The 14,755-nt window shown below is 66.5% G+C and carries 11 protein-coding genes; 4 read left to right on the forward strand and 7 right to left on the reverse strand.

Features of this window, described 5'->3' with window-relative positions; all coding sequences use genetic code 11:
- Window positions 1-427 precede the first annotated feature (427 nt).
- Window positions 428-1,288 carry a hypothetical protein gene (locus BST27_RS17550; protein ID WP_069418732.1) on the reverse strand — a complete coding sequence of 287 codons (861 nt, stop codon included), beginning with the start codon at window positions 1,286-1,288 and terminating at the stop codon, window positions 428-430.
- A gap of 220 nt (window positions 1,289-1,508) precedes the next feature.
- Window positions 1,509-3,065 (reverse strand): dolichyl-phosphate-mannose--protein mannosyltransferase, encoded by a 1,557-nt coding sequence (locus tag BST27_RS17555; RefSeq protein ID WP_069418649.1) that lies wholly within the window; start codon window positions 3,063-3,065, stop codon window positions 1,509-1,511.
- Window positions 3,066-3,090: 25 nt separating this feature from the next.
- Between BST27_RS17555 and rsmI the strand changes: the two genes are divergently transcribed.
- Window positions 3,091-3,975: a 16S rRNA (cytidine(1402)-2'-O)-methyltransferase gene (rsmI, locus tag BST27_RS17560; RefSeq protein WP_069418648.1), complete on the forward strand. Its 885-nt coding sequence runs from the start codon at window positions 3,091-3,093 to the stop codon at window positions 3,973-3,975.
- A 26-nt stretch (window positions 3,976-4,001) separates the two neighbouring features.
- Here rsmI and BST27_RS17565 read toward each other — a convergent pair whose 3' ends face one another.
- The 5 genes from BST27_RS17565 to BST27_RS17585 form a co-directional block, all read right to left on the reverse strand.
- Entirely contained in the window at window positions 4,002-5,270 is a 1,269-nt protein-coding gene (locus BST27_RS17565; protein WP_069418647.1) for a hypothetical protein, read from the reverse strand.
- Window positions 5,271-5,399: 129 nt separating this feature from the next.
- Window positions 5,400-6,674 (reverse strand): aminodeoxychorismate synthase component I, encoded by a 1,275-nt coding sequence (locus BST27_RS17570; protein WP_197518091.1) that lies wholly within the window; start codon window positions 6,672-6,674, stop codon window positions 5,400-5,402.
- A gap of 71 nt (window positions 6,675-6,745) precedes the next feature.
- The gene (locus BST27_RS17575; RefSeq protein WP_069418645.1) at window positions 6,746-7,654 is read right to left on the reverse strand and encodes an RNA polymerase sigma-70 factor; all 909 of its coding nucleotides are present in this window, start codon (window positions 7,652-7,654) and stop codon (window positions 6,746-6,748) included.
- A complete protein-coding gene (locus tag BST27_RS17580) occupies window positions 7,651-8,847 on the reverse strand; it encodes an NAD(P)/FAD-dependent oxidoreductase (RefSeq protein WP_069418644.1) in 1,197 nt (398 codons plus the stop codon). The genes BST27_RS17575 and BST27_RS17580 overlap by 4 nt, the downstream gene beginning before the upstream one ends.
- Window positions 8,848-9,016: 169 nt before the next feature.
- Entirely contained in the window at window positions 9,017-9,760 is a 744-nt protein-coding gene (locus tag BST27_RS17585) for an FkbM family methyltransferase (protein ID WP_069418643.1), read from the reverse strand.
- A 319-nt stretch (window positions 9,761-10,079) separates the two neighbouring features.
- Here BST27_RS17585 and BST27_RS17590 point away from each other — a divergent pair, with 319 nt between their 5' ends.
- From BST27_RS17590 to BST27_RS17600, 3 genes are all read left to right on the forward strand, one after another.
- Window positions 10,080-11,939 (forward strand): putative bifunctional diguanylate cyclase/phosphodiesterase, encoded by a 1,860-nt coding sequence (locus tag BST27_RS17590; protein WP_069418642.1) that lies wholly within the window; start codon window positions 10,080-10,082, stop codon window positions 11,937-11,939.
- A gap of 17 nt (window positions 11,940-11,956) precedes the next feature.
- Window positions 11,957-13,651, forward strand: coding sequence for a hypothetical protein (locus tag BST27_RS17595; protein ID WP_069418641.1), 1,695 nt, complete (start codon window positions 11,957-11,959; stop codon window positions 13,649-13,651).
- Window positions 13,652-13,993: 342 nt separating this feature from the next.
- Complete coding sequence (locus tag BST27_RS17600; protein WP_069418640.1) at window positions 13,994-14,671, forward strand: TetR/AcrR family transcriptional regulator; 678 nt, start codon at window positions 13,994-13,996, stop codon at window positions 14,669-14,671.
- The last annotated feature ends 84 nt before the right edge of the window (window positions 14,672-14,755 follow it).

A 14,755-nucleotide genomic window follows, 5' to 3' on the forward strand; every position in this document is an offset into this window, starting at 1 on the left:
GCGCAGCCGTCACGGCAATCTCGCTGAGCGCGGGCCGTCGAGATTGCGGCCGCCCCCGCCTTTCCAAGGGTCTTGGCCGTCGAGATGGCCGCCACGGTTGTGGTCGGCGGCCAAAGCGCAGCCGTCACGGCAATCTCGCTGAGCGCGGGCCGTCGAGATTGCGGCCATCCCCCGACTTTCCTGAGCGCGGGCCGTCGAGATTGCGGCCACGGTTGTGGTCGGCGGCCAAAGCGCAGCCGTCACGGCAATCTCGCTGAGCGCGGGCCGTCGAGATTGCGGCCGCCCCCGCCTTTCCAAGGGTCTTGGCTGTCGAGATGGCCGCCACGGTTGTGGTCGGCGGCCAAAGCGCAGCCGTCACGGCAATCTCGCTGAGCGCGGGCCGTCGAGATGGCCGCCACGGTTGTGGTCGGCGGCCAAAGCGCAGCCGTCACGGCAATCTCGGCGACCCTGACCGGCCCGACCGGCGTTCGAGTGCGTCGCCGACCCGCTGGACGATCATGTAGGGACGATCTTCCTTGACCACCTTGATGACGTGCCAACCGCGCTCATAGACCATTTCCGACCTCTTGATGTCATCGACATACTGCGGTCGGTCGGTACGGTGTTGTTCTCCGTCATACTCCACACCCACCTTCGGTTCCTCATAACCCATGTCGATGAAAGCGACACGCCTGCCATCGGTGACTCGGATCTGCGTGACAGGTCTGGGAAGGCCGCCGTCGATGAGAACCAGCCGCAACCAGGTTTCCTTCGGCGATTGGGCACCACCGTCCATCAGAGACAACGCCACCTGGCATTGCCGCACGCCGCGCGCACCTCGATGGCGACCAACCACGTCGGCCACGTCATCGGTAACGATTCCTGTCGCGTTGGAGAGGGCGTCGAGGTTTGCGACGGCTATGTCGCGCGGCAGGTGCCGGCCCAGATCGAAGGCCGTGCGGGCCAGGTTCGTCACCGGTAAGCCGGCCAACTCCACGATGTCGTCGTCGGCGATCCGTTCCCGCCGCACGATGATGCCTGGCGGCGGATGATTCAGCGGACCCACCAGTTCGATCGGCGTGAAGTCGTCGACCCATTTCGCTCCGTGCAGCGCGGCCGCCGCGCGGCCCGCGATGACACCCCTGCGGTCTGACCACAGCCATGCCGCGCGGATGTTGTCCCGTAATGACCTCGCGGCATCCCGCGGGATGTACACATCGCGATGAATTCTCCGGTAATTCCAACGCAATTGGCCACGAGTAAGCGCGCCGCGTGCGAGGGCTTCGCTGCCAAGGAAGACTTCTGCCATGCGCTGATAGTGCTCAGCGTCCTCGACATGTCGCAATGAGATGGCCGCCATGGCTGTGGATAGAGCCAAAAGCACTGCCGTAGCAGCAATCTCGGCGTCAAAGAGGAAGCTCAGCGCCCTCGGCATGTCGCAATGAGATGGCCGCCATGGCTGTGGATAGAGCCAAAAGCACTGCCGTAGCGGCAATCTCGGCGCCAGCCGCGAACGAGGAGCGAAGAAATCACCGCCAGCTAGGCAGCCACATCTCCATGTTCCAGGTCTGCTGTGAGATCGGCAGACCGGTGAGGATGGGGAACAGCCACGCGAAGTTCGTCACCACCAGGGCGACGTAGCAGGAGACGGCGATCATTCCCAGCGTGCGTCTCTCTGCGCCTTGCCTCGGCTGGTACAGGATGTCGCCGAGGATCAGCGCGATGGCCATCACCAGGAAGGGCGCCATCGTCGCGGCGTAGAAGAAGTACATCTGCCGGTCGATGTCGGCGAACCACGGCAGCCAGCCGGCGCAATAACCCACCAACACGACCGCGTAGCGCCAGTCGCGGCGCACGAACATCCGCCAGGCGGCGTATACCAGGACCGGGACCGCCAGCCACCACATCGCCGGGGTGCCGACCAGCATCACCGCCTTGACACACGATTGCGCGCCACAGCCTTTGACTTCGTTCTGGTCGATGGCGTAGAGCACCGGACGCAACGACATCGGCCACGCCCACGGCTTGGACTCCCAGGGGTGGTGGTTGCCCGCGGAATTCGTCAGCGTCGCGTGAAAGTGGAACGCCTTGGCCGTGTAGTACCAGAGCGACCTGACGGCGTCGGGCAACGGAACGATGCTGTCGGCACCGATGGTCTGCCCCACCTGGTGCCGGTCGATCGCCGTCTCCGACGCGAACCAGCCGGCATAGCTGGCCAGATAGACGCCGAAGGGGATGAGCGCAATCGCGTAGCCCGTCGGAAAGAGATCCCGTCGCACGGTTCCCAGCCAGGGCCGCAGCACGTGGTACTGACGCCGCGCCGCGACGTCGAGCGCCAGCGACATCGCCCCGAAGAACACCATGAAGTACAGGCCAGACCATTTCGTGGCGAAGGCCAGTCCGAGTAGCACGCCGGCGCCGAACCGCCACCACCGCACACCCAACCGAGGACCCCATACCGTCTCAGCGATCCGGCCCTCCATGAGGGCGACGTGCATCCGCTGCCGGACTTGGTCGCGGTCGACGATCAGGGCACCGAACGCGGCGACCACGAACACGGTGAGGAAACCGTCGAGCAGCGCCGTCCGCGACGTGACGAAGGTGACGCCGTCGCAGATCAACAGGATTCCCGCGATGCCGCCGACCAGCGTCGAGCGACTGATCCGCCGCACGATCCGGGTAACCAGCACCACCAGGACGACGCCCATGAGCGCACCGGTGAACCGCCACCCCAGGCCGGTGTAGCCGAACAGGGCTTCGCCGAGCGCGATCATCTGCTTGCCGACCGGCGGATGAACGACCAGGCCGTAGCCGGGGTTGTCTTCCACCCAGTGGTTGTTCAGGATCTGCCAGGCCTGCGGCGCGTAGTGCTTCTCGTCGAACAGGGGAGTGCCGGAATCCGTTGGCGAATTCAGGTTGACGAAGCGCGTCAGGATGGCGAGCAGCGCGATCACGCCGGTCACAAGCCAGCCGCGCAACCGGTCCGTCGGCCCGAAATCGGCGATCGGCACCCGCGGCCCCGGGCTGACCAGCAGTCTCGCCCGCTCCTCGCCTACAGCAGCGGCTACTTCGGGCGGGGCGGTCATCGGTATCGATCGTATTCTGTCCGTCATGTCTTCCGGTCGCCTATTGCTCGGTGCGACCCCGTTAGGCCAACCCTCGGACGCCTCGCCACGTCTGGTCGAGGCATTGGTCAGTGCCGACGTGGTGGCGGCCGAGGACACGCGGCGGGTGCGCAACCTCGCCAAGGCCTTGGACATTCGGTTGACCGGCCGGGTGGTGAGCCTCTACGACCGGGTGGAAGCCTCGCGGGCCGCCGCCCTGGTGGAGGCCATGGCTGAGGGTGCGACGGTGCTGGTGGTCAGCGATGCCGGGATGCCGGTCATCAACGATCCCGGCTATCGGCTGGTCGCCGCGTGTGTGGAAGCGGGAATTCCGGTGACGTGTCTGCCCGGGCCGTCGGCGGTCACCACCGCGCTCGTCGTGTCCGGACTGCCGGCCGACAAGTTCTGTTTCGAGGGGTTTGCCCCGCGCCGCGCTTCGGCGCGCCGAGCCTGGCTGGCGTCCTTGGCCGACGAACCGCGCACGTGGGTGTTCTTCGAGTCACCGCGCCGGTTGGCCGCCTGCCTGCGCGACGCCGTCGAGCAACTCGGGGGGGCCCGCCCGGCAGCGGTCTGTCGTGAGTTGACCAAGGTGCACGAGGAAGTGGTGCGCGGATCGTTGAGCGAACTGGCGGAGTGGGCTGCCGACGGCGTGCTCGGCGAGATCACGGTGGTGGTGGCCGGGGCGAACGCCGTCCCGCGCGCCGCCGACGAAGCGACCATGGAATCCCTCGTCGAGGAAGTCGAAAACCTGGTGGCCGCCGGCATCCGCGTCAAGGACGCGTGCAGCGAGGTCGCCGCCGCATACCCGGAAGTGCGCACCCGGCAGCTCTATGACGCCGTCGTCCTCGCCCGCCGTGCAGTGGACGAGGACGAGGACTCAGACGGGAACTAGCGCCGCAGGGCGTTATTAGGGCGTTATTACGGCGTGCAGAACCCGATCGGGCCGAAGCCCGGCGTGCACAGCTGAGGGTGCGGCGGCAGCGCCGGAGGCGGCAACGCCGGCAGGGCCGGCAGCGGAGGCAGCCCCTGCGGCAACCCTGCGGGCAGCGCGGGAAGGCCCGTCGGAATGCCGGCCGCGGCCGCAAGTTGCGGCAGTGCCGCAGCCAGCATCGCGGGGTCCAGCCCCGGCAGCGGCGGCAGGGCAGGCAGCCCCGGCGCACCGGCCGCGAGGGCGGGCAGTGCGGCCGCAATGCCCGGCAGCGCGGCCTCCAGGTTCGGCAGGGCCCCGGCGAGGGCCGGGAGGCCACCCGCGGCCAGCGCCATCAGGTCCTGTGGCCCCACCCCAGGAGGCAGGGCCGGCAGGCCCAGGCTTGGCAACACGCTCGCGGCCAGATTGACCAAGTCTTGCGGCGCAATGCCCGGCAGACTCGGCAGGCCGATGCCGGGCAGGCCGCCCGCCGCCGCCAGCGCCATCAGGCTCGCCGGCGACAGGCCTGGGATACCGGGCAGACCGGGTATGGCCATGGCCGGCAGGGCCGCGGCCTGCGGCAGCAGGATGTTGCCGATCGAACCGACCGCGTTGTTAGCCGCCGGCAAGATGCCCGAGGACTGCAGCATGTTGTAGGCAAGGACCACATAGGTGACGGCCAGCGCGCTGGAGGTCACCAGGCCGGTGACGCTGTTGCCAACGCCGATGAGGCCGTTCACCACCGCGTAGGCCGTGTTCACCCCATTGATGGCGTTGGGCGCGCCAACCACGGCGAAGGGGTCGATCCCGGGGATGCCGTAGCCGGGAATGCCGATGCCGGGTGGAAGCCCGATGCCGGGGACCGCAGCAGCGTCAACGCCCGGCGGCAGCACGGCGTCCGCCGCAGGTCCGGCCGGAGGCAGGGCGCTCGCGGGAGGCAAGGCGGCCGGGGCCACATTGCTGTTGCCCGGCAGCAGCAGGTCAGAACCCCCGGTGCCGGATCCGGGTAGCGTGGCGGCGGCGGGCTCGGCGGCCGGTTTCGGCGGCTCCGGCACCGCGGCAGGTGGCTCGACGGGCCCCGGCGTCTGCGGCCCGAGGTTGTTCGGTGTCGGCTGCGTCTCGGTGTTGGGCATCAGCACCGATGCCAGCCGATCGCACTGCTGACCTGCGGTGCACGTCCCAGTCGGCAGCTTCGTCGGAGTGGAGAACGTCAACGGCGTGACCGCCAGCGCCCCACCCACTACGGCAGCAGCCGCAGCGCCAACGATGGCGACTCTCATCACGGACCCCTCTCAGATTCAATACGCCAAAGACACGTATCGATCACATGAGCTTATGCATGCCCGCTGGTTCGGGGGGCGGTTACGAAAAAATTGTGACGTGTTCGCTCTGAGCGAAAGTTTGCTGGGTTAACCCACTCGGATGGCCGTCGCGGTGACCGGCAAGTCCACGATGGGGGCCGCTTTATGCAGGCATTCCGCCCATTCGGCGGCGGGATCGGAATCGGCGGTAATCCCGCCGCCGACCCCCAGCACGGCGTTGCCGGCAGTGTCGAATTCGACGGTGCGGATGGCGACGTTGAGCTCACACCCGGCCACGGGTGATGCGAAACCAACTGTGCCGCAATATATTCCGCGCCTGTGCTGTTCCCAGTGCGAAATCAGTTGGCGGGCACGAAGCTTCGGCGTTCCGGTGACCGAAGCCGGCGGGAAGGCGGCGTCCAGCAGCGTCGACATGGGCACCTCGAGCGGAACCTGCGCGGCCACGGTGGACACCAGGTGCCACACGCCCGGCGCCCGGCGCACCACGAGCAGCTCGGGAACGGAGACGGTGCCGGTGATCGCCACTCGGCCAAGGTCATTGCGCACCAGGTCGACGATCATGATGTTCTCGGCGACCTCTTTGGGAGAGGCGCGCAATGCCGACGGCCACGCGTCCAACGGCAGGGTGCCCTTGATGGGACTGGAGGCGACGTTGGTACCGCGGCGGCGCAGGAAAAGTTCCGGCGACAGCGAGGCCACGGCGCCCCAGTCGCCGGCGACATACGCCGCCCGCGCCGGTGACGTTCGGGCGACGCCGTCGGCGAAGAAGTCCAAAGGCGATCCGACGACGGTTCCGGTGAACTGGGTGCAGACGCACGCCTGGTAGACCTCGCCCGCGGCGATCGCTTCGAGGCAGCTCAGCACACCATCGCGATGTGCTGAGCGATCGCCCTTTTCCCATTCAATTCGGCACATCTGTGCCGATCTGGGTGTCGCGGCGGGTATGGCGGCCAGGGCGCTGGACAGCCATTCCGGCATGGGCGCTGCCGAGAGGCTTTCGTAGGACCACTGCCCGTCGCGGTCGCGGCGCAGCACGCAATCGGTCCAGCCACCTGCGGCTTCGGGAATCCGATGCGGTTTACCGTCAGCGCCGGGGTCGGGGTAGGACAGATATCCGACCCAACCGCCACCGATCGCCCCTGGAACGCCGCCGACCTGGTCGCTTGGCCCGAATGGGATGGAAAACGCGTCCCGGGGGTCGACGGGTTGTACGGATACGCTCGGTGCGATCACCGCCAGGGCGTCGAACCATTCGCCGGTCAGCGCGGCCGGCGGCGGCAAACCGAGCCGACTGGCGGCCCGCCCGACGGCGCGCAGCACCTCGGGGGCGCTACCCAGATCGCCGAGCCGGTCGATTCGCACCGACCTAGCTTGACAGAACAGCGGATTTCCGCACGCCAGTACCTACACCGGGGCCCACCGACTGGCCGTCCTCAGCCGCGGCTGATCGAGCGTGCCGTGGCCAGCGCCGCCAACTTCTCCGGATTGCGCATCACGTAGAAGTTGGTGATCTTGTCGTCGATGATCTCCACCGAGATCACCCCTTGCAGCTCCTCACCCAGGTACATCAGCACCGCTGGTGCGCTGTTGCAGGTCACAAACTCCACCCGCAGCCCCAGGCCGCCGCCCTTGCGCATCATGCCGCTGACCGCCCGGGCCACCCGGTCGGCGCCCACGATGGGCCGACGGGCCGCGCTCACCTTGCCGTTGCTGTCGGCCATCCAGGTGGCGTCCGGCGCCAGCATCGTCACGAGCGTCTCCACGTCACCGCTGGCAGCGGTCGCCAGAAATTGTGCGGTGAGCTCCGCATTGCGCTGAGGGTCGACCGCGTCGAACCTCTTGCGCCGCGCCTGAACGTGCTCGCGAGCGCGGTGGGCAACCTGACGCACCGTCGGCGCCGGCTTGCCCACCGCGTCGGAGATCTCGTTGTAGTCGAATCCGAACACCTCGCGCAGCACGAAGATCGCGCGCTCGTCCGGGCTCAGGGTTTCCAGCAGCACCAGCATCGCCATCGAAACCGATTCCGCCAGAACGACATCGGTGGACGGGTCTTGCTCGTCGAGCAGTATCGGCTCGGGCAGCCACGGCCCCACGTACTCTTCCCGGCGGCGGGCGCCGGCCCGCAACGCGTTGAGCGCTTGCCGGGTGACCAGCTGGGCCAGGTAAGACTTGGTATCGCGAACGGTCGACAGATCGACGGCGGCCCACCGCAAGTAGCTGTCCTGCAGCACATCATCGGATTCCGTTGCCGAGCCGAGGATTTCGTAGGCAATGGTGAACAGCAATGGGCGTAGCAGGGTGAACCTTTCGGCGTGCTCGCCGCCGTCTGCCGCGTTCGTCACCGGACCACGACCTCCTTGTCCGCCTCGTCGGCTTGCAACCGTGCGGGGCGGTTTCCGCCCTTGAGCCAGCGGTAAAAGCCCGGCTTGGCGGCTTCGCGCCGCAGCTGCCACAGCGTGCCCTTGCACACCGCCTCCTTGATGGAAGCAGCCACCCGCCCTCCGATGATCGCGTTCGCCGGGGTGTCGTCCAAGTGGGCCAACTGGATGGTGCCGTAAGTGCGACCCACGCTGATGCACTGACCGACGAAGGCCTGGTTCAGCACCGCCGGCGTGGTTCCCGCGATCCGGCTGAGCACCGTGTTCGCGGCCTGCGCGGCCAGTGGGAACGCGGCCTGGCAGCTCATCCGCAGGGGGTGGTTGGAAGGCGCGGCGGAGTCGCCGGCGGCGATGATGCGGTCGTCGCTGATGCTGGTCAGTGTCTCGTCGGTGAGCAACCGGCCCAATGCATCGGTGCGAAGTCCGCTGCGGCTGGCCAGGTCCGGAACACCGAATCCGGCCGTCCAGACCGTCACCGCGCTGGGCAGCCGGGTGCCGTCGGCAAGGATCACCGAGTCCCACCGCACCTCACTGACGCTAGCGTCTTCGAGCACGTTTGCCCCGAGCTTGCGCAGGTGCTTGGCCACCGACCGCCGACCGCGTGCGCTCAGCGAGGGGCCCAGGATGCCGCCGCAGATCAGGGTGACCGAGCGTCCCTCCTCGGCCAGCTCGGAGGCGACCTCGATGCCGGTCAGGCCGGCGCCGACCACGGTGACACGGCTATCCTCGCGCACATCGGCCAAGGCGTAGCGCAGTCGCGTCGCGCTCTCCAAATCCGCTACGGAGTAGGCGAATTCGGCTGCCCCGGGTACGGCGATCGGGGTGGCGCCGGTGCTGCCGACGGCGTAGATCAGGTAGTCGTAGTCGAGGGCGGCGCCCGATGCCAGCTCCACCCGCCGAGCCGGGGCGTGGATGCGGTCGGCGGTGTCGACAACTAACTGGATGTCCGCGCCGAGCAGCGTGCCGTAGTCGGCGGTGGCGGTGCCGGTGCCGGCGACCAGTTGGTGCAGGCGGATGCGCTCGACGAATTGCGGGCGGGGGTTGACCAGGGTGATGTCGACGTCGTCGCGCAACCGTAGGTGATTGGCGGCCATCGTCCCGGCATATCCGCCGCCGATGACGACCACGCGGTGGCGCTGGCCGGTGTTCTCGTTCATCTGAACCTCCTTGTTCGGTGTCTTGCAGGCTTGCTGCCCTTCAGACACCGCAGCTCGCCCATACGTGACATCACCACCCCCTTTTGTGAGCTGTCTCACGCCGAGCAGACGCAAACTCGTACGCTTCGGCACGAAAACGTACGAGTTTGCGTCTGCTCGGCGGAGGTGGCTAGCGCGCGTTGGGCAGGAACACGAAGTTGTTGACGTACACCCCGCGGGTGGTCCAGCCTTCGTCAGCGCCGGCGATATTGCCGGGGTTCTGGTGCACGGCCGCGTCGAACTCCGCGATGGGTCGTCGCTCGTCGCCGACCGGGAAGTAGCCCGTGAAGTTCAGGCCCGCCAACAGTTTGGTGATCTCGGCCACGGCATTGGGGTGGTGGCGCTCCTCGGCCTCCACCAGGATCGCCGGGCGGTTGCGGGTCAGCGTGTCGGTTGCCCCGCGCAGCACGGCCAATTCGTGGCCTTCGGCATCGACCTTGACCAGTCCGACGTCATCCAATTTCAGGTCGTCGAGACGCTGCACCGGAACCTCGACCGTGCTGCGGCCGGGGTCGGAACCCAGCACCCGCATGGCGGTGACGCCAGGTTCGTCGGACAGCGCCACCGCTTCGAGGCGTACGGGCGCGCCCACGGCAGCGAACATGGTCGCCAACTCGCGGGCTTGGGCGGGGCGCGGCTCGAACGCGATCACCGAGCGCGACGCCGTGAGCATCGCGATGGTGAACTCGCCGACGTCGGCTCCGATGTCCACGGAGACCCGGTTGGGGTCGCACAGCGAGCGGGCCAGCTGCACGTCCGGCCGGGAGTCGCCGAGGCGTTGCAGGATGCCGTACCTGCGCCGCCAGAACAGGCGGGGCGCCAGGGTCTTCGCCGCCGCCGCAAGCCACCGTTTGGCCGTGCGTGCGTCAGGCATCTGGCTTGGTCCCCCCGGTCCTCATCTACCTGGCGAGTTTCCCCCGGGCCAGCGCAAGTCGCCAGCGATATTTCCGCCCGCACAACCCTAGCCGACGGCGGTCCGCGGCGGCCTCTGCCAGCCCTCCGCTGACCATTCTCTCGGCCGATTAAAAAGCCGTGCGCATGATACGATTTTGGACCAATTACGAACCGCGGACCTAATTCGGTCCTCCTTTCGATGCTCACGGTTGTGCATTCGAAAGTTGCCAATGAAGACCGTCCCCGTGCCACGTCTAACAGGCAGAACGGGGACCCGTTGCACGTATCGGAGGTCCTCGTTGCCACGCAGCCTGGATCTCGTCGTTACCTCCGTAGCCACCCAGTTGATGGAGGCCACGGCCTCGACGGCGACACAAGTCAGCGAAAAAGTCCTCGCGCAGCTTGTCGAACAGTTCGATGTCGACGCCAGCTTCCTGCGGCACCATGACCACGAAATCCGCGCTTCGGTGTTGGTCGCGGAATGGCCCCCGCGCGTAGACGTTCCGAATCCGGACCCGCAGGCCATCGTCCACTTCACCAGTGCCGACCCGGTGCTTGCCCTATGCGAGCACGGCAGGAAGCCAGTGGTGATCCGGCCGGAACAGAACAGCCGACCCCGCTGGATCGGGGGCGCCAGGCAGGCGGCATCGCCGTCGGTGGCGGCGGCGCCGCTGGTGTCGGGCGAGATGACCACCGGTGTGCTCGGCTTCGTCAAGTTCGGCGCCCGCAAATGGAAACAAGAAGAGATCAACACGCTCGAAGCGGTCGCGGCCCTGTTCGCGCAGCTGCAGGCCCGCATCGCCGCCGAGGAGAAGCTTCGCTACCTGGCCGAGCACGACGACTTGACCGGTCTGCACAACCGCCGGGCCCTCGTCGCGCACCTCACCGAACGGTTGTCCTCGGGCAGCCCCGGCCCGGTAGCGGTCCTGTATATGGATCTGGACCGGCTGAAGTCCATCAACGATTACCTCGGCCACACGGCCGGGGACTGGTTCATCCGGGTCTTCGCGCAACGCCTGCGGGTCTGCGCGGGCCCGCAGAGCATGATCGCCCGGCTCGGCGGCGACGAGTTCGTGGTCATCCCGGACCAGACGATGTCGTCGGCTGCGGCGGAGTCGTTCGCCCGCCGGCTCGGCAACATGCTGCGCGAGCGGTTGGCGATCGGCGGCCACCAGATCACCCGCACGGTCAGCATCGGACTGGCCGTCGGCATGCCGGGACGCGACAACAGCACCGACCTGCTGCGCCGCGCCGACGAGGCAGTACTGACGGCCAAACGCGCGGGCGGCAACCAGGTCGCCGTCTCCACCGACGACATGTCCCTGAAGAGCGCCTTCCGTAATGACATCGAGTTGCATCTGCAGGGCGACATCGACAGCGAAGCCCTGTTGCTGCACTACCTGCCCGAGGTCGACCTGTGGACGGGGGCCGTCGTGGCGGCCGAGGCGCTGGTGCGCTGGCGGCACCCGATTTGGGGTCTGCTGTTGCCGGATTCCTTCATCGGGGTGGCTGAATCGACGAACTTGGCCGGCGAGCTCGGACGCTGGGTAATGCGAAGTGCCTGTGCCGAATTCAGCCGTTGGCGATCCAACGGAGTGGGCCAGAGCGCCGTTTTGCGGATCAATGTGTCCCCGGTGCAGTTGATCACTCGCGGCTTCGTGCGCAGCGTCGCCGACACGATTGACGAGTTCGGCATCGACGGTGGCTCGGTCTGCCTCGAAATCACCGAGCGCGCAGTGGTTCACGACATCGAGGCAACCCGTAAGACGCTGCACGAACTGAAGGAGGTCGGGGTCCAGATCGCGATCGACGACTTCGGCACCGGGTACGCCGTGCTTTCGCATCTGAAGTCCCTTCCGGTCGACATGCTCAAGATCGATACCGGATTTGTGCGCGACCTCGGCTCCAACGCCGGTGACCTGGCGATCGTTCGCGCCATCATCGGTCTGGCCGAGGCGTTCGGGTTGCAGTTGGTCGCCGAAGGTGTCGAAACCCCCGCTGCCGCAATGACTTTGATGCAACACGGTTGCCACCGGGCGCAGGGATTCCTGCTTTCGCGCCCCGTCCCGGGCAACGCCATGGAGGCGTTGCTGTCCGCTCGCTGGATGCCCATGCCGTTCCTCGCCGATCGCGAGGCGCTGACGCTGGGTGCCATCTAGCTCAAGTGTGAGAGTGGATGAAAACTAGGAACCGCGTCGTCGTCGTTGCCGTGTGCGCGACGCTGCTGCTCGCCGGGTTGATCACCGGGTGCAGCAGGAACCGAAACCCCGACAGCCCATTGGCCGCTATGGCCAGTCCGGCCATACCACCGGCCGCACAAGAGATTTCGAATCCGTTGCGTGGCCAGTACGAAGACCTGATGCAGCCGCTGTTCCCGCAGGGCGAGCCCGTGCAGCGGCGCTACCCGGCGTGGCCCGCGTCTTATGACGCCAGCCTGCGGGTGTCGTGGCGACAGTTGCAGCCCGTCGACCCGGTCACCTTGCCTCCCGACGCTCCCGACGACGCCAGGTTCGACTTCAGTGCGATCGATGATGCGCTGAACAAGCTCGCCGAGCGAGGCATGCGGCTGACCCTTCGGGTCTACGCCTACAACTCGTGTTGCAACTCCTCGTATCCGGACAACACCAACATTGCGATCCCCGATTGGGTGCGTGCGATACCGAGCACCAACACCAGCTACACGGCATCGTCCAAGGGCTCCACGCCCGGCGTCACACATGTGGTGCCGAACTTCAACGACCCCACTTACCTTGATGATTTCGGTCTACTGTTGGCGGCGCTCGGCCGCCGTTATGACGGCGACGAACGACTCAGCGTGTTCGAGTTCTCCGGGTACGGAGACTCCAGCGAGAACCACATCGCCTTCCTGCGCGACGTGCTGAACGCGGCCGGTCCGGGTCCTGACGAAAGCGCTGGGGCGCTGGGGTATTACAGCCAGTACCGGGACCAGAACATCACCACCGCGTCGATCCAGAAGCTGGTTGCGGCCAACGTCAACGCATTTCCCCGTACGCAACTGGTGGTGACGCCGAACAATCCCGAGATCGTGCGCGAGCTGCTGGCCGACGACGTCACCACGAAACTCGCTGCGCCGGTAGGCATCCGCTCCGATTGCCTGGGCGTGAACGCGCCACTGCCTACCTGGGCCGAGACCAACTCGTCGCACTACGTCCAGACTTCTGATCCGCTCGTCGCCGCGCTCAAGCAGCGGATGGCCACGGCGCCGGTGATCACCGAATGGTGCCAACTGCCGAATGGCACTACGCCGCACGCCTATTACGAGAAGGGTCTGCGTGACGTCATCCGCTACCACGTGTCGATGACGTCGAGCATCAACTTCCCGGACCAGCAAGCGACCTCGCCGATGGACCCCAAGTTGTACGTACTGTGGGCCCAGGCGAACGCGGTCGCCGGCTACCGGTATTCGGTGGAGGCCCGTCAGGGATCGCAAGCCTTGCAGGACAACGTGGCGACCATCGGGGTCACCTGGACCAACTACGGTGCCGCCGCGGCCACCGAGAAGTGGGTGCCCGGCTATCGACTCGTCGACTTCAGCGGCCGTGTGGTCCGGAATCTGCCTGCAAACGTGGACTTGAAGAAGTTGGTCACCGATCAGCCCAGCAGCACCAGCAACCAGCCGACCCCGGCATCAACCACCGAGACCGTCCGCGTTGAACTCAAGGACCTGCCACCCGGGCACTACACGTTACGTGCGGTGATCGAATGGCAGCAGCACAAGCCGAACGGTTCGCACGTGGTGCACTATCCGCCCATGCACTTGGCGCGCGATGGGCGGGACGAGTCCGGCTTCTATCCCATCGCAACGCTGGATATCGGGCGTGACGTGCTGACGTCCACCCCCAAGCCCTGAACCGCGAGCCACGCCGCATACTGCGACAAACGACTCGGGCGCCCAACAAACCGAACATCGTGATGAACGAGCTAATACATATGTCTAGAATGTTGTGAAGCCACTACGGCGACTTTAAGTCTGATCGATATCACGTTTAACTCGCGGGCAAATGCAATACCGCACGTCGCATGACGGACTGCTAACCTCAGAGACGGCGCCCGCCGCCTTACTCCCGGTGAGCGTTTAAGCACCTAGTACGAGGCTCACGACCCTGCTTCGAGAGGAAGGCGCGAACCTGAATGCGACTCTCGGGCGTGAGCATCATCCGTCCAGACGGACCATGTGAGCTATTCGCCCAAGATGACCAGCGACTCGACTGACGGACGAGCGGATACCACTCGTCAGCAGATCTTGCGTGCTGCCGCTCATCAGTTCGCTCGCCGGCCCTACCACGATGTCGGCCTGGACGACATTCTCGCCGAGGCCGAATTGACCAAGGGCGCGATGTACTTTCACTTCCGCTCCAAGCACGCGCTGGCGGTCGCGATCATCGAGCAGCACATCGTGTCGGGCCGGGTTGCCACGCAGGAGTTGATGTCCAAGGAGCTTTCCGGCCTGGAGACGCTGATCGACTTCACTTACCTGGCCGCCAGTCGAGAACTCAGCCAGGACGTGTCACGCGCGGCGGGGCATCTGCTTGAATCGGTCGGGCGTACCGAGGGCCTGCAGGCCAGACTGCTCGGTGGCTGGATTGACGCTCTCGCGGAGGTGGTCCAGCGCGCGATTGCCGAGGGCGACGTCGCACCGCGATGCGAGCCGGCGGATGTCGGACGCCTCGTGGTGTCGATGTACATGGGTTTGCGGCAGACCAGCGACCTGGACGACCCGCAGCGGTATCTGCTCGACCTGGAGAAGAACTGGGTGTTGGTGCTGCACGGTATCTTGCAACCGGATCGGTTCGACTACTTCAGGCAGTTCCTCCGCCGTCGCACGGCGCTGGCGGTCAATTCGATGGCCGCCCGCCAGGCCTCGGCCTGAGTCGCCTTGGGGCTGTTACGATTTAGTCGTCCGACCAGCAAAAACAAGACGCGGAGGTCCGTAATTCGCGGATCGTGGCACTGT

The sequence above is a fragment of the Mycobacterium intermedium genome (assembly GCF_002086275.1).
Classification (GTDB): Bacteria; Actinomycetota; Actinomycetes; order Mycobacteriales; family Mycobacteriaceae; genus Mycobacterium; species Mycobacterium intermedium.

What these genes read in the sequence shown, in the direction of transcription:
- BST27_RS17550 (WP_069418732.1), bottom strand. Translation starts at nt 1,288, where the DNA reads ATGGCAGAAGTCTTCCTTGGCAGCGAAGCCCTCGCACGCGGCGCGCTT.
- BST27_RS17555 (WP_069418649.1), bottom strand. Translation starts at nt 3,065, where the DNA reads ATGACCGCCCCGCCCGAAGTAGCCGCTGCTGTAGGCGAGGAGCGGGCG.
- rsmI (WP_069418648.1), top strand. Translation starts at nt 3,091, where the DNA reads ATGTCTTCCGGTCGCCTATTGCTCGGTGCGACCCCGTTAGGCCAACCC.
- BST27_RS17565 (WP_069418647.1), bottom strand. Translation starts at nt 5,270, where the DNA reads ATGAGAGTCGCCATCGTTGGCGCTGCGGCTGCTGCCGTAGTGGGTGGG.
- BST27_RS17580 (WP_069418644.1), bottom strand. Translation starts at nt 8,847, where the DNA reads ATGAACGAGAACACCGGCCAGCGCCACCGCGTGGTCGTCATCGGCGGC.
- BST27_RS17585 (WP_069418643.1), bottom strand. Translation starts at nt 9,760, where the DNA reads ATGCCTGACGCACGCACGGCCAAACGGTGGCTTGCGGCGGCGGCGAAG.
- BST27_RS17595 (WP_069418641.1), top strand. Translation starts at nt 11,957, where the DNA reads ATGAAAACTAGGAACCGCGTCGTCGTCGTTGCCGTGTGCGCGACGCTG.
- BST27_RS17600 (WP_069418640.1), top strand. Translation starts at nt 13,994, where the DNA reads ATGACCAGCGACTCGACTGACGGACGAGCGGATACCACTCGTCAGCAG.